Consider the following 21,017-nt stretch of genomic DNA (forward strand, 5'->3'; position numbering starts at 1 on the left):
ATTTAAAACTTGAATCAAATCAATTTAATTCTAGATGAGGTAGATCTGAAGCTATTTTATGGAGAATACAATCAGAATTTTAATCTTCTAACTAATCATTTTCCTAAGTTAAAGATAACCGGAAGAGACCAAAATATAAAAGCTACTGGTAATGAAGAAGATTTGCTAGAATTTGAAAAGAAAGTTAAAAGTATTGTTGCGTATATTAATCGTTATAATAAATTAAATGAAATAGCTCTGAATGGTATTCTGCATATATCTAAAGATATAAACAATGTTGAAAAGTTAGAAGATGTTATTGTTCATGGAATAGGAGGGAAAATTATATATGCTAAAACTGAAAATTTAAAAAAATTAGTTAATTGTGTAGATACCCATGATATGGTTTTCGCCATAGGACCGGCAGGTACTGGTAAAACCTATACTAGTGTAGCTCTAGCGGTTCGAGCTTTGAAAAATAAAGAGGTAAAACGCATTGTACTCACCCGTCCAGCTGTGGAAGCTGGTGAAAGTTTAGGTTTTTTACCGGGAGATTTAAAGGAAAAGCTAGATCCCTATTTACAACCTTTATATGATGCTTTAAGAGATATGATAAGTCCTGAAAAATTAGCTTCTTATTTAGAAAAAGGTATTATTGAAATTGCTCCATTGGCTTTTATGAGGGGGCGAACCTTGGACGGGGCTTTTGTAATATTAGACGAAGCACAAAATACTACACATTTGCAAATGAAAATGTTTTTAACTAGAATGGGGGCGAATGCAAAGTTTATTATTACCGGAGATCCGGGACAGATTGATTTACCTAAACAACAAAAATCGGGTTTAAAAGAAGCTATGCGAATATTGCAAGGCGTTAAAGATATTGGGTTTGTAAAACTTACAGAAATTGACGTTGTGCGTCACCGTTTAGTTAAAAAAATATTAGAAGCTTACAGAAAACAAGAGGAAGAATAGTAAAAATAATATTTTTAACAATTAAGTAATATAAAATACTTTTATAGGATTAGTTAATGATTTTGTATCATTCATTATTTTTAATAAAAATGATAATCAATAACTTTTATTCCTACTTCGTAATCCTTAAAATTAACTATACCAATATTACTTGTATTTTAAAACTAGCTAAAATTAAAGGTTTCATTGAATGTAATAAATTTAATTGGATATAATTTCTCTTTCTTCTTTGATTCCTTCTATAATTTCTTTTACTATTTCTAAATCTGCGTTTTTGTTATAACCGATGCTTATTTTGAATAAGTAATATTTATCTTTTTCCGGAAACATTGATCCTTGGGTTAGAGATACATATTTTACCGGAATTACTACTTGATAATTTTTGAATTCCTTACTATAATATTTTTTATAAAAATCCATCCATTTATCCAAAGGTTCATATATTTTTATTATGTCTAAGTTACTTTTACATAAATCTGCTTCAAAATCAATATTTTGTGGAATATATAAACTATCGGAATCCATAAGTGCACTAACATAAGTTAGATTATATCCTCCCAATAAAGATTCATCCGGTTCTTTAAAAATCCAAGTTTTTTTTTCTTTTTTTTTCTTAGTTCTTTTATGGTTACAGTATCCGATGTTTCTTTTACATTATAGAATAAATCTCCTAATGTACTTCCTATTGAATAATCCATCGTTAATGCTATTGGTTTTATACCTACAATATGACAACTTTTATTACTTTTAAATTCTTTAGAATTTATAATGGATTGGTATACTGCTACTTTAAATTTATCAACCATATTTATAGAACTTTCTTGTACTTGTCCTATCATTAAAGTTGTTAGAAAAAAACTAATCCCAATTAAATGTTTTTTCATGTATAGTTAATTTATTGTATTTATAGACTCTATTTTTCCTTGTTTTGAATAAACAATCTTATATAATTTATATTCTTGTTTTAATTCTTGTTTATTTTTTATTTGTGTATAAAAAACAGGAATAATTTCATAAGGATTTCCCCCAATTAAATCAGAAATATATAAATAAAGATTTGCCCATTTATCTAAGGGCTCATAGATTCTTATATAAGAATAATTCACTGGTTTCCATTCATTATATTCAGAAAATGCTTGGTAAAGGTTTACTCTTTGCAAATTAGAATCCATAAATTTTTCTTCTTTCAACTCTTTATATATCTTATAATTATAAGGCATTTTTTGATTTAATTTATCTACAGAAATAGAATCTTTTTTTTCTTTAATAAAAATTTGAAAAAAATTAGAATTGGGATTAATATCCAAATCCAATGTTTGGATACTAACTAAGTGAAATTCCTTTTCTTTTTTCACTTCGTCTGATAAAAGTAAAGCCTTATATATTTCTGTTTTTACAAAATCTATTTTAGCTCTATCCAAACATTATTTATAACAATTTTGTCCTCTTGAATATAATATAGCAAGTATTGTAAAACTAGCTAAAATTAAAGGTTTCATTGAATGTAATAAATTTAATCGGATATAATTTCTCTTTCATCTATTGCCCCTTTTATAATTTTATTTATTATTTCTAAATATGTTTTAAGTTTTGAACATGACTAAAATATAATTCAAGTATAAATAATTTTATTTAATCACTAATTACTTCTTTTGAAATTATACGATTATCTTGAATATTTACTTTAAATTTAAATAGCATATAATTTTCTTTTCCAGAAAACTGTTCTGAGTGTTCATATTTTACTGGAATTACAATTTCTTGATCTGTTGAATATCTAGAAAACATATAGGAATAGAGATTTCCCCATTTATCAAAAGGTTCATAAATTTTTATTATATCGTATTCATTATCACAGTAGTTGAAAAAAAAACCTATTGCACTGGTAAAAGGATTCTTTCTTCCTTCCATATTTTCAGAAATTTTATTGGAAGAATAAACCGGATATTCTTTTATATAATGTTCTATTATTTCTTCTCCCTTAAAGATATATTCTAGATCACTTTCCACTAGGAAAACCCAATAATTAGAAGGTAGGATATCTCTTAACCTTCCTAAGGTTAAAGTATCTTTATCTTTTCGAGGTTCTAAATATTCATACTTCTTTTTTATCTCTAAAGCAAAAGAGGGTATGGTAACAATTTTACATTGAACTTTATTTTGAAATTCTTGAGATGAAACAATTTCTATGAATAATCGGGTTTTAAATTGAGTAATTAAATCCAAATCTGCTTTATTTAAAGAATCTTTTTGTGCAAATATGAGGCAGCTAAATAAATAGAAACTAGCTAAAATCAAAGGTTTCATTGAATGTAATAAATTTAATCGGATATAATTTCTCTTTCTTCTTTGATTCCTTCTATAATTTCTTTTACTATTTCTAAATCTGCGTTTTTGTTATAACCGATGCTTATTTTGAATAAGTAATATTTATCTTTTTCCGGAAACATTGATCCTTGGGTTAGAGATACATATTTTACCGGAATTACTACTTGATAATTTTTGAATTCTTTACTATAATATTTTTTATAAAAATCCATCCATTTATCCAAAGGTTCATATATTTTTATTATGTCTAAGTTACTTTTACATAAATCTGCTTCAAAATCAATATTTTGTGGAATATATAAACTATCAGAATCTTTAAGTGAACTTATATATTCCAAGTCATATCCTGCCAATAAGAAATTATCAGGTTCTTTAAAAATCCAAGTTTTTTTTTTCTTATTTTTTCTTAATTCTTTTATGGATAAAGTATCCGATATTTCTTTTACATTATAAAATAAATCTCCTAAAGTACTTCCTATTGAATAATCCATCGTTAATGCTATTGGTTTTATACCTACAATATGACAATTTTTATTACTTTTAAATTCTTTAGAATTTATAATGGATTGGTATACTGCTACTTTAAATTTATCAACCATATTTATAGAACTTTCTTGTACTTGTCCTATCATTAAAGTTGTTAGAAAAAAACTAATCCCAATTAAATATTTTTTCATGTATATAATATTTTACTTTTTTATAATATTTACTTATTGATAGATTATCTGAAGTTGCTCTATTTATTATAAATTTCCCATGAGTTTTAGGAAATTTTGGGGGAAGGTATATGGATGTATTACCAAAATCAGGATCATATACTATCTTTTCTCCATCAGGAGAATCTGATCCATTTAAAAAACCAAATTCAATACTATTAAAGTTAACTCCATAATTTACATAATTTTTCCTATCAGGTAATCCTAATTTCTCTTCTTATTAGGTTACAAAATTTAGCTTCTACTTCTACCGGACCTTCATTTAAATATTCCACGGAGTTAAAATTATACTTATCATCGGTTAACTTTAATATTGCATGACCTAAAAATTCATGTTCTAATAACCTAGATAAATTAAAGTATCTATTAACACTAGGCAACGGTTCATTTAAAAGTTCATATTTTCTTTGAAATGTATACTCATAAATAAAACCATTTTGATTTAATTCATCAGTAAAATCTGCTAAATCTATAAAAGCAATATCTCCAATACTTGTATGTCTAGGAATTGTTCCTCTTTTCCCCTGTTTTCTTTTTTTATCATCCCAATCTTGTATATCGGCTTTCGGAACTCCAGGAACAACTCCTCCCGCAACATTGCCCTTTTCTTTTTTTAAATGCAATACATTACCTTCTCTATCAAAATCATTTAAGGAATAATCCGTATAATAATTATAGCTTGTATTCTCAAGTGGTTCAGCTACCAGCTCATATCCAAAATTATATCCAAACAATAGTTTGCCTTTGGAAATTTGGTTGGGGTCTAGTTCTTTTTTCCAATGGTTTATGGCAGTAAGCGAAGTTTTTTCATAGGCAGGTTTACATTCTCCATCATAATATAACATTTCATCGTCCTTATGGTACGCTAATTTTATTCCGTATTCTTCATTAAATGCTTTATGCAGTTTAGCTGGTATTTCAAACACTTGCTGTCCTTTTTCATCATAAAAACGGGTATTTATTCCTCCTTTTTTTAAATTTAAAATAGATTCTGCTTTTCCCTCTTCTTTTAAATTTTGAATATAGGCATAAACGGTAATTTTCCCTGAAGTTTCGGTTTCCGAAATATCCATAGTTACTTCCTGTTTACCCATTACCTGAGCAATGGGAATGGGAGAATCATTATTGTGTTGCACTGCCCATTTTATATTTTTCAATTCCATGGGAGATTTTATCTCTCGGTTAAACCGGGTAATCTTAAATTTATATGACTTTCCTTTCTCTACTATTTCTAGCTTTTTTCCATCTTCATCTAAGGGACCGTTTAATTCTACTACACGCAAAGGTTCCGGTGGTTGATAATCGTTTAAAAACTGCACCCCACCTTTCTTACCGATCATAATTACTTGTTTAGGAGAACTGAAAGTAAGATCTCCCTCAGTAGAAGTTAATGTTATAGTCCTCTTAGCTTTTTTTATACTTTCTCCTCCAATTATCCGTACTATTTTACCACTCTTCATTTTTTATTCATTTACTTTTCCAAATATAATTATTTTTGTAACTTTCAGGATAAAGTAAATATTTATTTTCTTCAATTTTTCTCTTTAATAAATAAACCAGATGAAATTTATTTTGATTTAAAATAATTACTATCTAACCAACCAAAATTTTTAAAAAGTAAATAGAATTAACCTTGAGAGAAATTATTAAATTTTTTTTAGCTTTGCTTTAGACAAAATATTAAAACTCTTTTAAATAATAAGTTTTTTTGTTTCTAACTAATCATCTACTTTATTTAAATTTATTATTTAAAAAAGTAGATGATTTTTAAAGTTCAATTTTTAAATTAACTTTTTTTCTCTATCCTTTTTACTTTAGATATATTTTCAACCTTTTGCAGATTTTTTAAAATTTCATCCAACTGAAAAGTATTCTTGACTTGTAATGTTATTTGACTGGTGAAAATACCATCTTCGGAGTTAAAATTCATTTTCTTTATATCTACTTTCATAAGGTTAGACAAAATATTTGAAATATCACTTATTAATCCAATACGATCAATTCCGTCAATTAAAATGTGTACTAGGAAATTTCTATGGGAGCTATTTACCCATTTGGCTTGAATGACTCTATAGTCATAGTTTGCTCTCATGTCAACCGCATTGGGACAGATTTCTTTGTGAACCTTAATTCCTTTACCAATCGTAACAAAACCAAAAATTTTATCTCCCGGTATAGGATTACAGCATAGAGCCATCTGGTAATCTAATTTTTCTTCTTCCTCTCCAAAGACAATCATATCCAATTTACCTTCCTCTTTTACCTCATCAGTTTCTTTAGAATGAATAAATGGGATATTGGGTCTTTTCCTAAGTCTTGAAAGTAGGTTATTAAACACACCTTTACTATCAACATATTTTTTTAATTCCTTTGTATCAATAATACCAGAAGCTACTTGGTAAAATATATCATGGCTTGTTTTTGCTCCAAAAAATTTTTGAATCGCATTTAGCTCTGCTTCGGAATAATTAATTTTGAAATGTCTTAATTTTCTTATAAGTAATTCCTTTCCTTCTTCTGTATACTTTCTTTTTTCGCTATTTAAAGCAGATTTTATTCTTGATTTTGCTTTTGAAGTAGCTACAAAATCTAACCAATCAATTTTTGGTTTTTGGTTGGAAGAAGTAAGTATTTCTACCTGATCTCCGCTTTTTAATTTATGGCTTAAAGGAACCAATTTACTATTTACTTTAGCCCCTAAACAATGATCTCCTATATTGGAATGTATAGAGTAGGCAAAATCTAAAGCTGTTGCACCTACAGATAGCACTTTTAAATCTCCTTTTGGGGTAAAGATAAATATATCTTTGGTGTACAAGTTTAATTTAAAATCATCTAATAACTCTTTAGTTGTAACCGTACCTTGACTTTCTAACATTTCTCGAACCTGAGAAATCCAACTTTCAATTTGATTATCTTCGTCTACCTTATAACCTTCTTTGTATTTATAATGAGCGGCTATCCCTTTTTCTGCTACTTCATCCATACGTTCAGAACGGATTTGAACTTCTACCCACTTGGATTCTGGACCAATGACTGTAACATGTAAACTTTCATATCCGGTAGATCTTGGTGTTGAAATCCAGTCCCGCATTCGGTTTGGATTGGGTACAAATTCATCAGTTACAATAGAATATATTTTCCAAGCTAAAAATTTTTCATTTTTATGGTCTGATTTATAAATGATACGAATAGCAAATAAATCATAAACTTCCTCAAAATCCACATTTTGCTTTCTCATTTTTTTATAAATGGAAAAAATGGATTTATGTCTTCCTTTCAATAAAAAATTAAGATTTTCTTCTCTTAATCTTTCAGAAATAATTTTAGAAAATTCATCAATATAACGTTGTCTATCTCTATCCGTCTCCTCTAATTTCTTAACGATAAAATTATATGAATCCGGATCCGTATATTTTAAACTTAAATCTTCCAATTCAGACTTTATCGTATAAAGCCCCATTCTATGAGCTAAGGGTGCATAAATATAGGTAGTTTCTGAAGCTATTTTTTTTTGCTTAGCCACTTTCATGCTATCCAGAGTCCTCATATTATGCAATCGATCGGCAATTTTTACTAAAATTACCCGAACGTCTTTAGAGAGTGTTAAAAGTAGCTTTCTATAATTTTCGGATTGTAAAGATAAATCTTGATGATCGATTTGTGATATCTTAGTAAGCCCCTCTATAATTTTAGCAATTTTGAGGTTGAAAAGTTTTTCAATATCTTCAACCGTATAAGCTGTATCTTCTACAACATCGTGTAATAATGCACAAACAATGCTTGTTGCTCCTAAGCCAATTTCGTCAGCTACAATTTTAGCTACCGCTAAGGGATGATAAATATAAGGTTCTCCTGTTTTTCTTCTTTGGTCTTTGTGCGCTTCTTTTGCTAAATCAAAAGCTTTACGGATTAAAATTTTATCTTCATCATTTAAAACTCTATAAGTGTTCCGAAGCATATCCTTATATCGTTTAGCTATTTCTTCGTTTTCTTTTTTTGTTTTTATATCCTCCAATTCTTGCATAAAATCCCTGTTTATCATGTGCTTACTATAACAAATTTAGCGATAATTTCCTGAACTCATTAATTATTTTTCCATGCATCTTAGCATTGTTAACATACATATACTTAAATGATTTTTAGTTTGAAAGATTTTTATGAATAAGTGTAGAAAAATCAATTTGCAATTCTATTCAAAATAATATAACTGGTAGAATTATGATTTTTTGTAAAATATAATTGTAATCTAATATATATCGATTAAAATATAAATAGAAAAAAGAGACACGAAATATATCTGAAATAAATAACTATATTTTAGATTTAATTCTTTTAAAGAATTTTGTTGAATAATTTTATGCGATTATAAAGATTCAAGTATATCCAAGTATATCTTTATAATCGTATTTTTTATATTTTTATCACTTGAATTTCCCCTAAATATTTCCTATCAACAATTATAGCTAAAAAAGGCTTTATTTTATATGACAGTTTATTTCCTTCAACTGCTTTAAAAGTAAATATTATTTTGCCCTTACCATCTTTTTTAAGAGAGATAGGAATTAATTGAGTATTAATATCTGTTGAAGGTAATGCAACTGCAATTACCCATTGTTTTTTAAAATCTATGGGTGTAGGCTGTCCATGCTTACCCATGGTTGTAGCCATTCCAATATACTGATCAAATTCTGATTGAGAAAGGATTGTAATAAAACTATTTAAATCCTCCTTAGAAAAATAATTTTCAGCTATAGTAAATGGTACGCTTTGCTCAAATTCAAATTCCTCCATTATTGGTGAATGGTTCACATTATTTTGTCTCTGATTATTAGCGCAACCATTTAGAATGAATATAAATGAAAATAAGTAAATGATTAAAATTTTCAATCTAAATTCCAATTATCTTTAAATTAGCTCTTTAATTTCCTGAATCATTTGATCAGCGATACGTTCTGCTTCGTCTTGCGTTGATGCTTCTGTATAAATTCGTATAATTGGTTCCGTATTGGATTTTCTTAAATGAACCCAATGCATTGGAAAATCTATCTTTAAACCATCAACCGTAGATAAATTTTCGTGTTTGTATTTAAGTGTTAATTTTTCAAGAATATCATCTGTATTTATTTCTGGACTTAAATCTATTTTCTTCTTACCCATAAAATAGGACGGATAGGTTTTTCTTAATTCTCCGCAGGTCATTTGTTTTTGAGCTAAATGAGTAAGAAATAAAGCTATACCTACTAATGAATCTCTACCATAATGTAGCTCTGGATATATTATTCCTCCATTTCCTTCTCCCCCAATTTTAGCTCCAACCTCTTTCATAAGAGTGACAACATTAACTTCTCCAACGGCTGATGCATGGTAGGATTGATTGTATTTTTGGGTAACATCTTTTAAAGCACGGGAAGAGGATAAATTTGAAACTGTGGAAGATGGAGTTTTCGAAAGTATATAGTCCGCTACAGCTACCAAAGTATATTCTTCCCCAAACATAGCTCCCTCCTCTGTAATTAAGGCTAAACGATCAACGTCAGGATCTACCACTATACCTAAATCTGCCTTAACTTCTGGAACCTTACGCATTATATCCGTGAGATTTTTCTCTAACGGTTCTGGGTTATGTGGAAAATGTCCGTTAGGTTCACAATACATTTCAACAACTTCTACTCCTAATTTCTTTAAAAGAGGTACCACAGAAATGCCTCCGGTTGAATTTACAGCATCTAAAACTACTTTAAAATTCGCATTTCTTATAGCGTCTACATCCACCAATGGTAATTCCAATATTTGTTGAATATGATAATCTATTCCCTCTTTATTTTCTACATAACTTCCTAAATGATCTACATCAACATAATCAAAATCATCATTTTTAGCTATTCTTAATAATTCTTCCCCATCCTTCCCTGAGATAAATTCTCCTTTTTCATTGAGTAATTTTAAAGCATTCCATTCTTTAGGATTGTGGCTTGCCGTTAGAATGATTCCCCCATCGGCTTTCAAATAAGGAACCATGAGCTCTACGGTTGGAGTCGTTGATAAACCTAAATCGATCACGTGAATTCCAGTTCCCACTAAAGTAGAGGAAACCAATTGTGAAAGCATTGAACCTGAAATACGGGCATCTCTACCAAGTACAACGGTTACATTTTCTTGATTGGATTTTCTTTTTAACCAAGTACCATAAGCAGAAGCAAACTTAACTGCATCTACTGGAGTTAAATTTTCATTTACTTTTCCACCGATAGTACCTCTAATGCCTGATATACTTTTTATTAAAGACATTGTATAAATTATTATTTATTGGAATATTCTTGGATTTTAGAGGTCATAAATTCTTTAGATTGATTGCCAATCAATCCTTCTATATGTTTTCCTTTCTGTACAACGGTCACAGGAATTCCTTGGGTTAAATCTGGATTAATTTTACCTATATTTTCCGCCAAATCCTGGATTGAAATATGATAAACATTTTTCATCTTATTCTTAGCTACGAAAGGCTCTACTTCATTTTGTGTATTAGATTCATCCACATTCATAAAAATAATTTTAACCTTTTTATCCTTATTCTCCTCTTGCAAAGCTACAAAGTCAGGAATTTCTTGTACACATGGTCCACACCAAGTTGCCCAATAATTAGTTACATATACGGTATCGCTGTCTAAATGGTATAATTTTTGGGCCTCTTTATAAGTTGTATTTTCAACGGTTTCAACCGCATCATTAATTTCAACTTTAGAATCAGTTGGATTCGTTTTTAAACTATCTGAAATTGATGTTTTTGTATCTGTGTTACTTCCTCCATTCTTCTCTTTGCATGAGAGAATTGTAGCTGCTAACATGGCTATATAAAAATATTTTTTCATCTTATTATTATTACTTGACAAAAGTACTTATTATTCTTAGAAAGTACATATGAAAAAAAATTAATTTCAGTTTCATACGATCTTAATTCCTACCCCCCAACTTTGCTGTATTAATCATTTGAAACAAATATTTATGACAACAAAAGTTTTTACAACCATAGGACTACTCATTTTATCCAACACTTTTATGAATATGGCTTGGTATGGCCACCTTAAAGTATTCGGCAAAGATAATCATACCTCTATTTTTTTTATCATATTGATTAGTTGGGGGCTTGCATTTTTTGAATATCTCTTTCAAGTACCTGCCAATAAGTTTGGATTTATTGAGAATGGAGGACCATTTTCATTGGTGCAATTGAAAGTTTTACAAGAAGCGATTACTTTAATTGTATTTATGATTTTTTCCAAACTAGTATTTAACAATATTCAATTCACTATGAATCACTTTATAGGTTTTGCTTTATTGGTAGGAGCTGTTTATTTTATTTTTAAAAAATAAGCATGAATTTAAATATGAAGAAAAATTAATTTCAACTTCATAAACTCTTTATCTTACTTCTTTAGCTTTACCACCATAATTTAAACCAATTAAAAATTTAAATATAATGAAAAATCAAACTGTAAAATCATTATTAGTACTTACATTAGCTACAGGCTTAGCAACTGAAACATTTGCACAAAAAATTCATCAAAAAAAATCTCCTTTAAGGACTGAAGTATTACAAAAAATAAATCCAATTAGTGGAAATGTTAAAGAATGGGTTTTTAATCAAGATTTTGTTTACGACGGTTTTTACCTTGAAACCAACGCTGAAAAATATTTAGTTAAATTTCCAATTCATTTAGGTGCAGAACTAAGAAATTCAATCTCTAACAATCCTATTGTAGTACAAGGAGTAGTTAAATATTCTCCGTTGGGGGAAAAAGAAATTGAATTAGTCTCATTAAAAACCCCTAACAAAGTAATTTACAATTTACCACCTGAGACACCTACCAATGTCCTTGAAAAAAAATTTGTGAATAATTCCGGAAAAATAAAGGAGGTACAGATCAATGAAATGGGAGATCCTATAGGATTTATTTTAGAAGACCGTACAGTCTTACGTTTACCGAAACATTTATCTAAACAATTGTCTAATTTAGCACCTCAAGGAAGTACAATTTCCTATACGGGAATTGAAAAATCTAAAGATAATGGGGAGGCTTATTATAATAACTATTCAGTAGTTAGATGTAATACTATAACCATTGGGGAAGACCAATACTTAATAAAGTAATATATTATATGTAAGTTAATAAATAGATCTGATATTTTCAGATCTATTTTACTATATTTATTTTCTTTTTCTATCTCTATTAATACATGATTAAAAGAATGCCAAAAAAAACAGAATATATAAATCAATTGAAACATTTCTTAGGATTGCAGCTACCTTCTAATTTAAAAAATAATGGAGAAGATCCTAATCCTAAATCTCATACTATTTTAAAGACCTTACCCAAAGAATCCATTACTTTAACGGGCAAAGTTTTGGAGTTTTTAGTAAACCCTATGGAAGATATTGATAAAATTTTATTATCTACTGAGGAAAAAAATGTAGCCGTACATTTCCCTCCCCATAAAGCCCAAGCTATACTTGAAAAAATTCAAATTGGACAATTTGTACATTTATCCGTTTGTAAATCTAAAAAGATGATATTTAAGAGTTTCCCCTTGTATGATCTTATTCATTTACAAGAACCATTTTTAAATTTAGATTCATTTAAACCTCAAAAATCTAAAGGCGGAGCTATATCTGTGCAAGGATTTATTTCAAATTTCAGATACAACGATAGAAACTTTGTAAGTGCTTTTTTTTTAGAGAATTATTTGGTCGATATACCTCCTCATTTTGGTGAAATAATTACCCCTGTACTTTCTGCAGATAAGGAGGTGATCATTCAAGGACACCTTAGACAAAATAACATGGGATTTGTTAATAAAAGCGGATTGGAAATTATTCGCCCTTATGCTTTAAATGTAGATGGAACTAATTATTTATTATAAATTATGAAAATTCTAATTATTGAGGATGAACCAAGCTTGGGTCGTTTTTTAGAAAAAGGTTTGCAACAAGCCGGATATTCCATTACGCTATCAAAGGACGGTATTGAAGGACAAAATTTAGCTGCATCAGGTAATTTTGATTTAATTTTATTGGATCTGATGCTTCCGGGAATGAATGGTTTTGATATATTGTCTAACCTTAGGGCCTTTAGTATTTCTACACCCGTAATTATATGTAGCGCACTTTCATCAACGGAACAAGTGGTTCAAGGGTTAGATATGGGAGCTGTAGATTATATTAAAAAACCTTTTGACTGGGATGAGTTATTGGCTAGAATCCGTGTAATTCAAAAAAAAATAACCCATCAAGAATCTTCAATCCTTACTATCAATGATTTATCTTTAGATATTATTGGAAGAAAAGTATCTAGAGGTGGTAAAGAAATTAAACTGACGGCTAAAGAATTTATACTTTTAGAATATTTGGCGCGTAATGTGAATAGAATTGTTAGTAAAAATCAAATTATGGAACATGTCTGGGATCTGGATTTTGATCCGGGTAGCAACCTTGTGGAAGTTCACATGTATCAACTTAGAAAAAAAATTGATAAGGAGTTTGAATATCCTCTTATTGAAACCGTAATTGGACTGGGCTATACTTTAAAAGGAATAAAATCTTAATACTATAATTATTATATTTAAATACTATTAGACATTTAAAAAATAAATATTCGCTTTTGCCTAGAAGACTTGCACTTCTTTATACATTCTTGTATATAATTCTATGCATTTTACTTTCTGCCTTTCTATTGGTTTGGTTTAAAGATACATTTTTAAAATCGTATTCGTTCTCATATATATTTTCCGCATTTTCGATTTTATTAATTATAGGTTCATTATTCACATATTTACTTTCTTATTGGTTAACGTTACTATTGCTCTCCCCCATTCACCAGCTTATTGAGCAAGTCAATCATATCAATATATATAAAGAAATAACCTTATTCAATGAACCCAAAGAAGAGGGAACTATTAAGGAACTTATTGTTTCTTTTAATCATATGCTATTGAGAATTAAAGAACAATACGAACAACAAAATGCTTTTTTTTCATCTGCATCTCATGAATTAAAAACACCTTTAACCGTTATGCTTACCCAATTGCAAATTTTATTGAATAATAAAAATTTATCCCAAGAAGTTAGAGATGTATATCAAATGCAGTTTCAAGAAACAAAACGCTTAAGCCAGCTGGTTCAAGATTTTCTCTTGATGGGAGAAATTAACAATCAACAGATTCAATTGCATAGTAAAGAATGTGATCTTACAGATATTTTATACCATTTAATTGAACCTTTGAAATCTAAATTGGATGAAAGGAATACACCTATAAAAATATCTTACCATCCTATTGAAGCTGATTATTCATTTATTTCAGATGAAGGAAAGCTAAATATTATTTTATCTAATTTATTGAATAATGCAACTAAATATTCAAAAGAAAATACAAAAATTTTAATTCATATAAGTAAGAGAGAGGGAAGTATCTTTATTAATATTATAAATACTATACGTGAAGACATTCATCCGGAAGTAACAGATCTCAATCAAAAATTTTACCATTCTAAACCTTTACACGGAGAAGGTTTTGGCTTAGGTTTATGGATATGTAAACAGTTGTCGGATTTACTTGAATTGGAATTGTTTTTTGCTATTAAAGATCAAACTTCATTTGAAGCTACTCTGGTTATATAGATCAATAAATGCATATTTTTTTCATTTAATTTAAGGGTTTGTTGAATATAAGAATCGTTAAAAAAGTTTATATTTGGCATTTAAAAATGAAAATATGAAAAAAAATATTCTTGTAGTAACCCTATTTAGTTTAATTGCTTTTTCTTGTAAAGCTCCCGGTGGTAACAAAGAAATATTTCCAGAAAATATTTTGGAAAATCAAAAATCAGATTCTTTAAAAGCAGAAAATACTTCTTTACCGCAAAAAGATGCTAAAGAAAAAGCTGTAACTTCGAACAATGATTCAATACAAGTTAAAAATGACAGTACTTCTACATCTTTAGTTACTGATTCTACCAAAAGCAAATAATCCCTACCTTATAAAAATTTCAAATGAATAAAAAAAATTTTTTATCTTCCTTATTACTTAGCTCAATACTTATTATTTCTTGTGGAGAAAATAATCAGAATAGTACTGTTCAATCCGAAAGTGATAAAGTATCTACAGAAGCTTCTGTCAATGAAAAAATATCAAGTTATAAAAATAACTTAGAATGGGAAGCTTATAAAACAGAAAGGAAAGAAGGGGTTAAAGGAACTTTTACAAAAATTAATTTATACGATACTCAAGAAAGTTTAAAATTCCCTGAATCTTTAGTTGGTTCTAAATTTAGTATTGATGGATTGTCTGTTTCTTCTGGTGATGTTGCACGAGATGCAAATTTAAATTCATTCTTTTTTAAACGATTAGCCTCTCCGGAAATTACAGGGACTTTTGAAAAATTTGAGAATGGTAAAGCAACTATCAAGATTTCTTTAAACGGTAAAGAAGCTGTTAAAGAATTTAACTATACTTTGAATGATAATGAGATTACTATAAAGGGATCCATTGATATTCTTAATGATTTTGATGCTCAAAAATCTTTTAAAGCCTTACATGGAGCTTGTTCTGATTTACACGAAGGAAAAACTTGGACTGACGTAAATTTGACTATTAAAATAGCAAAATAAGTTTTTGCATTTATTTGCTTTAATAAATGTGTATGCAAAAAAAAAATCAACTAAAATTTAGTTGATTTTTTTTAATTTATTGAACAAATTCTTTGAGCTTATCAATTTTAGATTTAGCTTCATTTAGCTTGTTCTTGTATTCCTGATCATTATTGATTGAGGTATTTACAGAAAAATAAAACTTTATTTTAGGTTCGGTACCCGAAGGTCTGCAAGCTAATTTCGTGCCTTTATCTGTATAAAAAATTAAAACATTGGATTTTGGTAAATCTAAATTTATTTTTTTACCTGTATTGGGGTTTAAAGAGGTTGAATTTTTATAGTCATCCAATTGAACAACTTTCTCTCCTATTAATTCTTTGGGAGGATTAGTTCGAAACTGCTCCATCATAGAGGATATTTCCAGCGCTCCATCTTTACCTTTTTTTACAATGGAAATTAATTCTTCGTAATAATATCCAACTTTGTGATAAATTTCTAACAAAATATTAAATAGTGTTTTACCCTTATTTTTTGCTTCTTGGGCTACTTCACAAGCCAATAATATTGATGATATAGAATCCTTATCTCTCACATAATCTCCTAACATAAAGCCAAAACTTTCTTCTCCTCCGCATATAAATTGCTCTTTACCTTCGGATTTTTTTATTAAATCAGCGATCCATTTAAAACCTGTAAGAACGGTTCTGCATTCAACTCCGTAGGCTTTGGCTAAAGGATAAAAAATGTCTGAGGTTACTATGGTTGTCCCAATAAATTGTTTCCCATTAATCTTGCCATTTTCCTTCCTTTTTTTTAATACAAAATCAGTAAGGATTGTATTAGCTTGGTTTCCGTTTAATAAAACCATTTTACCATCCAATCCACGAACGGCTATTCCCAATCGATCTGCATCCGGATCAGTACCAAAAACAATATCAGCCTCTTGCTCTTCTGCATATTTTAAAGCTATTGAAAGAGCTTCAGGCTCTTCAGGATTGGGAGATTTTACAGTTGAAAAATTTCCATCTGGGTTTTGCTGTTCCGGTACTATAAATACATTTTCATACCCCGCTTTTTTAAGTACTTGGGGTAGAACTTGGATTGATGTTCCATGCAAAGGAGTATAAACTATTTTTAAATCCTTTTTACCTGTTAGAAAGCTTGCATGTTTGGTTACAGTATCAATGAATTTTTGGTCTAAGTCCTCACCCAGGTAAGTTAGTTTAGAATCATCTCCATTAAATTTTATTTCTGAATAGTTTACTTTACGAACCTCACGTATAATTGCTTCATCTTCTGGAGGAACTATTTGTGCTCCATCCTTCCCATAAACCTTAAATCCGTTGTATTCCGGAGGATTGTGTGAAGCGGTTAATACTATTCCTGCTTCACAGTTTAATTCTCGAACTGCAAAAGATAACTCGGGAGTTGGTCTAAATTCCTTAAATAAGTAAACGTGTATTCCATTGGCTGTTAATACATCAGCAACAATTTTTGCAAAAACATCACTGTTATGTCTAACATCATAAGCAATAGCTACGCTTATTTTTTTCCCTAAATATTCTTTTATTAAATAATTCGCTAGTCCCTGTGTGGCTTGACCATAAGTATAACGATTCAAGCGGTTGGTTCCAACTCCCATGATTCCACGCATGCCACCTGTACCAAATTCTAAATCTTTGTAAAAGGCATCTTCGAGTTCTTCAGGATTATTTTCTATAAGATATTGAACTTCTTTTTGTACGTCTTTATCAAAAGGGTCTCTTAACCAGCTTTTAGCTCTTTCTGAATAATTCATTTTAATTAGTTTATAAGAATGTATTACTTCCTGATGCTGTCAGAATTTATAAATTTTAATTCAGCCAAATCAATGGTTTTTATATCTTTGGAAGGGTTTCCTATTATGGAAAGTCTGGAGTTGTTAGTAATTTTTCCTAATAGCTTACTTTTTACATACAATTCAGCAGTGGCAACATTTGAAATATTTACATTGGCTTCAGATAATTCTAAAAAAGGTGAGGTAAAATCACTTTCATCACTAGCATTTAATAGTAACTTATTACCCGTTCCTTGAATACTCGCTTTTGCTTTACCGCTTAAATCTACTTTTAAAACATCTACAACTACATTACTAGCAAGTAGCTTTGCTGATTTAGAAAGATTTATGTTTAATTGAGAAACTCTCAATTGTGAATTAATATCTACATTTATACTATCCGTAACATCAAAAGTTTCGATCTGTGGTCCATAGATATAAACATTGTATAAATCAGTTCCCTCCACTTTTTTAGATTCTGAAATGGTTAACTTACTCCCAGAAGTTTTAATTTTTAAATTGTCTAATAAATTTTTATAGGTTTCAACAACAATTCTAGGGTTTGTATTGTCGTAAAGATATATTAACCTATAGTTTCCTTTGGCCTCAACTTCATTTATATTACTTATTTTTATTTCCTTTTCACCAGTCTCTCCTTCTCCTTTTACAGAAAAACTACAAGATACTAAACAAAGGCTATAAAGGGCTATAAATGAATAAAAAATAACTTTTTTCATATTTATATTATTATTTTATTTAATATTTAAATATTGAGTAACGATATAATCATCGGTACGCTTTCTTTTTAATTGAACAATAAGCTCTCCTAAAAATCCTGCAATAAACAATAGAGTTCCTAAAATCATCATTGTTAATGCAATATAAAATAATGGATCATTAGTAACTAACTGTGCTGGAACTTTATTCCAAACTTTTATTAATTTATGAATTCCTAACCATGCAGTAGAAAGAAATCCAATTAAAAACATTAGCGTTCCCATAAAACCAAAAAAATGCATGGGACGGGAACCAAAACTGGACATGAACCAAACTGTAATTAAATCTAAGAATCCTCTTACAAAACGATTGGTTCCAAATTTAGATTTTCCGTACAACCGTGCTTGATGAGGAGCTTCTTTTTCAGTGATTTTAGTAAATCCTTCATTTTTAGCAAGAACCGGAATGTACCGGTGCATATCTCCATGTACATCAATGGATTTTACCACCTCTTTTTTGTAAGCCTTTAAACCGTTATTGAAATCATGAAGTTTAACCCCAGAAATCACTTTCGCTGCCCAGTTAAATAACTTAGAAGGAAGATTCTTGGTTAATACATTGTCGTATCTCTTTTTCTTCCAGCCAGAAACTAAGTCATAACCATCTTCAACTATCAATTTCATTAATGCAGGAATTTCTTCCGGAAAATCTTGCAAATCAGCATCCATAGTAATTACAACTTCTCCCTGCACCATTTTAAAGGCTGCATTTAATGCTTGGGATTTTCCGTAGTTTCTAGCAAATTTTATTCCTTTCACTTGTGGGTGATTTTGAGAAAATGTGGATATTATTTCCCAAGATTGATCAGTGCTCCCATCATCTACAAAAATTATTTCATAAGAAATATTTCTTTGGGTGCACACGGCTTGAATACGTTCAAGCAATTCATTTAAAGATTCTTCTTCATTAAGAAGAGGTATTACTACGGATAGTTGCATGCGGATTTCTTAATCTAAAAAACATGGACAAAAATACGGATATTATAAGGTAAAAGGTATATAACATCCCTAGAATAATTACAGTCATTCTTAAATTAAAAAAATATTTTTCTTCTGTAATCATCCAGTTTAAAAGTTTTTGGTATTGATGATATCTTTGAATATCTTCAGAAGATGGATGAACAAGCGTTGAGAATTCTTGGTCTAATCCTTCTCTCCATGTGGTATATAATTGGTGACCAAATATTTCATTGGCTCCTTTATCTACATAATTTAGAAATAATGATATGATTATAAATGAAATTGTCCCCCCAATAAACATGGTACTAAAAGAAATTGAAAAACAATCTGCAAATGATAACTTTTGGATAGATGTTTTTTTATACAACAATATAACTGCTACAAGTGTATAAAGTGCTGGCAAAATAAAAAAGTTCACTCTTAAGCTAAGAATGTAATAGCTTTGTCCTATAAATAGAAAATAGACTAAGAAAAATAGAACTAGAGTTAGAAATCCTAATAAAACTCCGTAATGTACTGATGAATTTTTCATATAATTTGGGCAAAGTTAGTCTTTTTCGTCAATATAGACTTAATAATAATCTCTTACATACTCCAAAACCTTTTTCATTTCTACTTTTAATTGACTGGTAGGCACTTGAAAATTATTATTCATAAAACTAAATGTTAAAATTTTACCTGATTTTGTTTTCAAATAACCACTAAGATTGTACACTTGCCCCATGGATCCTGTTTTAGCATATACATAAGGTGGATTTCCTGGATAACTATTTTTTAATGTTCCATTTACTCCTCCTACAGCAAATAAAGAGAGTAAACGTTCTGTTGAAATTTCCTCGTACAATTGATTTAAGACATAAACGAGATCTTTTGGGGAAAGATTATTATAACGTGAAAGACCTGAGCCATCTACCCATCGGGGCTTTTGTGGAAATTCATTTAAATAAGTTTTAAGTATATATTGAATGGTTGATTGTGAGTTTAACATTTCAGAAATGTTTAAACTAGACATTAATAATATTTGTTCTGCGATAAAGTTATCACTAACAAGCATCATCCTCTTAAACAACTCATCCGAAGGAATACTATAAAGAGTTTCTACTGTTCCTTTGGGAAAATTATTCGTTAAAAAAATTTTTTGGTTAGTTTCTTCTTCCAATAAATTTTTAATTAATTCCTTGGAAATTATAAAAGGAATTTGAATTTTTTTATTTCCTGCATAGTAAAATATATTATTATTTAGATCTCTTACCGATTGTTTTTTTTGAAATAATACTCGGTTTGCAAAATATTTTGGAACAATTTTTTGAGATTGTAAGGTTACTAAATTCCCATAAATGGGAAAGGGAGATCTTTCAGGCGAATAATCCTCAACAAAGTCGTCCCAACTACATCCGGGAGCATAAGCTGTATCGTTCCAATTTTCTATATACAGAGCTATGGGTAATTGTGAATTCTTCAAAAAATGGATGACTTTATTTTCTTTGAAATAAGATTCGAGTAAAGTAGGATCGCCAGTACCTTTAATATAAAGCGTATCGTTTTTCTTTAAATATTGTAAAGAAGGAACTGAATCTGGCATTAATTTAAGGCCTGTATAAAGTGTTAATATTTTAACGTTGGAAGCCGGTATAAAATATTTGTTACTCTGGTAATTGTATAATTCAATTTTCTCTTGTGGATTGTATAATGAGAAACCCACCCACTGATTGGAGTAAAACTCTGAATTGAAATGATTATCTAAAAATGAATTTTGGGCAAATAGATTTAATGAACCTATCATCCATAAAAAAAAGATAATTTTATTTCTTGACATATA

At 29.1% G+C, this 21,017-nt stretch carries 24 protein-coding genes; 8 read left to right on the top strand and 16 right to left on the bottom strand.

The genetic code is table 11. The features are described from left to right. The first annotated feature begins 9 nt into the window (after positions 1–9). Positions 10–954: a PhoH family protein gene (locus tag ETU08_RS11070; RefSeq protein ID WP_146263089.1), complete on the top strand. Its 945-nt coding sequence runs from the start codon at positions 10–12 to the stop codon at positions 952–954. A gap of 201 nt (positions 955–1,155) precedes the next feature. Here ETU08_RS11070 and ETU08_RS11075 read toward each other — a convergent pair whose 3' ends face one another. The 10 genes from ETU08_RS11075 to ETU08_RS11120 all read right to left on the bottom strand — a co-directional run bounded on the left by ETU08_RS11075 (position 1,156) and on the right by ETU08_RS11120 (position 10,870). Continuing rightward, positions 1,156–1,479, bottom strand: a complete 324-nt coding sequence (locus tag ETU08_RS11075; protein ID WP_146263090.1) for a hypothetical protein — start codon at positions 1,477–1,479, stop codon at positions 1,156–1,158. Between the two features lie 17 nt (positions 1,480–1,496). Continuing rightward, complete coding sequence (locus tag ETU08_RS11080; RefSeq protein ID WP_146263091.1) at positions 1,497–1,838, bottom strand: hypothetical protein; 342 nt, start codon at positions 1,836–1,838, stop codon at positions 1,497–1,499. 6 nt (positions 1,839–1,844) lie between these two features. Beyond that, the gene (locus ETU08_RS11085) at positions 1,845–2,375 is read right to left on the bottom strand and encodes a hypothetical protein (RefSeq protein WP_146263092.1); all 531 of its coding nucleotides are present in this window, start codon (positions 2,373–2,375) and stop codon (positions 1,845–1,847) included. 211 nt (positions 2,376–2,586) lie between these two features. Continuing rightward, positions 2,587–3,261: a hypothetical protein gene (locus ETU08_RS11090; RefSeq protein ID WP_146263093.1), complete on the bottom strand. Its 675-nt coding sequence runs from the start codon at positions 3,259–3,261 to the stop codon at positions 2,587–2,589. A gap of 14 nt (positions 3,262–3,275) precedes the next feature. Then, entirely contained in the window at positions 3,276–3,959 is a 684-nt protein-coding gene (locus ETU08_RS11095; RefSeq protein WP_146263094.1) for a hypothetical protein, read from the bottom strand. Between the two features lie 233 nt (positions 3,960–4,192). Further along, a complete protein-coding gene (locus tag ETU08_RS11100) occupies positions 4,193–5,458 on the bottom strand; it encodes a hypothetical protein (protein WP_146263095.1) in 1,266 nt (421 codons plus the stop codon). Positions 5,459–5,784: 326 nt separating this feature from the next. Next, positions 5,785–8,025: a RelA/SpoT family protein gene (locus ETU08_RS11105; RefSeq protein ID WP_146263096.1), complete on the bottom strand. Its 2,241-nt coding sequence runs from the start codon at positions 8,023–8,025 to the stop codon at positions 5,785–5,787. Positions 8,026–8,411: 386 nt separating this feature from the next. After that, positions 8,412–8,792 (bottom strand): hypothetical protein, encoded by a 381-nt coding sequence (locus ETU08_RS11110; protein ID WP_146263097.1) that lies wholly within the window; start codon positions 8,790–8,792, stop codon positions 8,412–8,414. 114 nt (positions 8,793–8,906) lie between these two features. Next, positions 8,907–10,289 (bottom strand): phosphoglucosamine mutase, encoded by a 1,383-nt coding sequence (gene glmM / locus ETU08_RS11115; protein ID WP_146263098.1) that lies wholly within the window; start codon positions 10,287–10,289, stop codon positions 8,907–8,909. A gap of 11 nt (positions 10,290–10,300) precedes the next feature. Continuing rightward, positions 10,301–10,870: a TlpA disulfide reductase family protein gene (locus tag ETU08_RS11120; RefSeq protein WP_146263099.1), complete on the bottom strand. Its 570-nt coding sequence runs from the start codon at positions 10,868–10,870 to the stop codon at positions 10,301–10,303. A 133-nt stretch (positions 10,871–11,003) separates the two neighbouring features. Between ETU08_RS11120 and ETU08_RS11125 the strand changes: the two genes are divergently transcribed. The 4 genes from ETU08_RS11125 (at position 11,004) to ETU08_RS11140 (ending at position 13,601) form a co-directional block, all read left to right on the top strand. Next, a complete protein-coding gene (locus ETU08_RS11125) occupies positions 11,004–11,372 on the top strand; it encodes a DMT family protein (RefSeq protein WP_146263100.1) in 369 nt (122 codons plus the stop codon). A gap of 106 nt (positions 11,373–11,478) precedes the next feature. Continuing rightward, entirely contained in the window at positions 11,479–12,150 is a 672-nt protein-coding gene (locus ETU08_RS11130; RefSeq protein ID WP_146263101.1) for a hypothetical protein, read from the top strand. 98 nt (positions 12,151–12,248) lie between these two features. Next, entirely contained in the window at positions 12,249–12,920 is a 672-nt protein-coding gene (locus tag ETU08_RS11135; protein WP_146263102.1) for a hypothetical protein, read from the top strand. Positions 12,921–12,923: 3 nt separating this feature from the next. Beyond that, the gene (locus tag ETU08_RS11140) at positions 12,924–13,601 is read left to right on the top strand and encodes a response regulator transcription factor (RefSeq protein WP_146263103.1); all 678 of its coding nucleotides are present in this window, start codon (positions 12,924–12,926) and stop codon (positions 13,599–13,601) included. Between the two features lie 79 nt (positions 13,602–13,680). Here the strand turns inward: ETU08_RS11140 and ETU08_RS11915 are convergent, their stop codons facing one another. After that, positions 13,681–13,824, bottom strand: a complete 144-nt coding sequence (locus ETU08_RS11915) for a hypothetical protein (protein ID WP_185145319.1) — start codon at positions 13,822–13,824, stop codon at positions 13,681–13,683. 31 nt (positions 13,825–13,855) lie between these two features. On the opposite strand from ETU08_RS11915, the gene ETU08_RS11145 reads away from it, so the two are divergent. From ETU08_RS11145 to ETU08_RS11155, 3 genes are all read left to right on the top strand, one after another. Continuing rightward, entirely contained in the window at positions 13,856–14,674 is an 819-nt protein-coding gene (locus tag ETU08_RS11145; RefSeq protein ID WP_146263104.1) for a sensor histidine kinase, read from the top strand. 94 nt (positions 14,675–14,768) lie between these two features. Further along, positions 14,769–15,023: a hypothetical protein gene (locus tag ETU08_RS11150; protein WP_146263105.1), complete on the top strand. Its 255-nt coding sequence runs from the start codon at positions 14,769–14,771 to the stop codon at positions 15,021–15,023. Positions 15,024–15,046: 23 nt separating this feature from the next. Continuing rightward, positions 15,047–15,664 carry a YceI family protein gene (locus tag ETU08_RS11155; RefSeq protein ID WP_146263106.1) on the top strand — a complete coding sequence of 206 codons (618 nt, stop codon included), beginning with the start codon at positions 15,047–15,049 and terminating at the stop codon, positions 15,662–15,664. A 76-nt stretch (positions 15,665–15,740) separates the two neighbouring features. Here the strand turns inward: ETU08_RS11155 and ETU08_RS11160 are convergent, their stop codons facing one another. Genes ETU08_RS11160 through ETU08_RS11180 form a run of 5 tightly spaced genes read right to left on the bottom strand, consistent with a single transcriptional unit; the run spans position 15,741 to position 21,014 of the window. Then, positions 15,741–17,444, bottom strand: coding sequence for a phospho-sugar mutase (locus ETU08_RS11160; protein ID WP_146263107.1), 1,704 nt, complete (start codon positions 17,442–17,444; stop codon positions 15,741–15,743). 23 nt (positions 17,445–17,467) lie between these two features. After that, positions 17,468–18,199, bottom strand: a complete 732-nt coding sequence (locus ETU08_RS11165; RefSeq protein ID WP_146263108.1) for a GIN domain-containing protein — start codon at positions 18,197–18,199, stop codon at positions 17,468–17,470. A gap of 15 nt (positions 18,200–18,214) precedes the next feature. Continuing rightward, positions 18,215–19,177 (bottom strand): glycosyltransferase family 2 protein, encoded by a 963-nt coding sequence (locus tag ETU08_RS11170; protein ID WP_146263109.1) that lies wholly within the window; start codon positions 19,175–19,177, stop codon positions 18,215–18,217. Then, entirely contained in the window at positions 19,146–19,730 is a 585-nt protein-coding gene (locus ETU08_RS11175) for a DUF4199 family protein (RefSeq protein WP_146263110.1), read from the bottom strand. Before ETU08_RS11175 ends, ETU08_RS11170 begins: the two co-directional genes overlap by 32 nt. 39 nt (positions 19,731–19,769) lie before the next feature. Then, positions 19,770–21,014 (bottom strand): D-alanyl-D-alanine carboxypeptidase, encoded by a 1,245-nt coding sequence (locus ETU08_RS11180; protein WP_146263111.1) that lies wholly within the window; start codon positions 21,012–21,014, stop codon positions 19,770–19,772. Positions 21,015–21,017: the final 3 nt, after the last annotated feature.

The sequence above is a fragment of the Apibacter muscae genome, assembly GCF_007845635.1.
GTDB classification, from domain to species: domain Bacteria; phylum Bacteroidota; class Bacteroidia; order Flavobacteriales; family Weeksellaceae; genus Apibacter; species Apibacter muscae.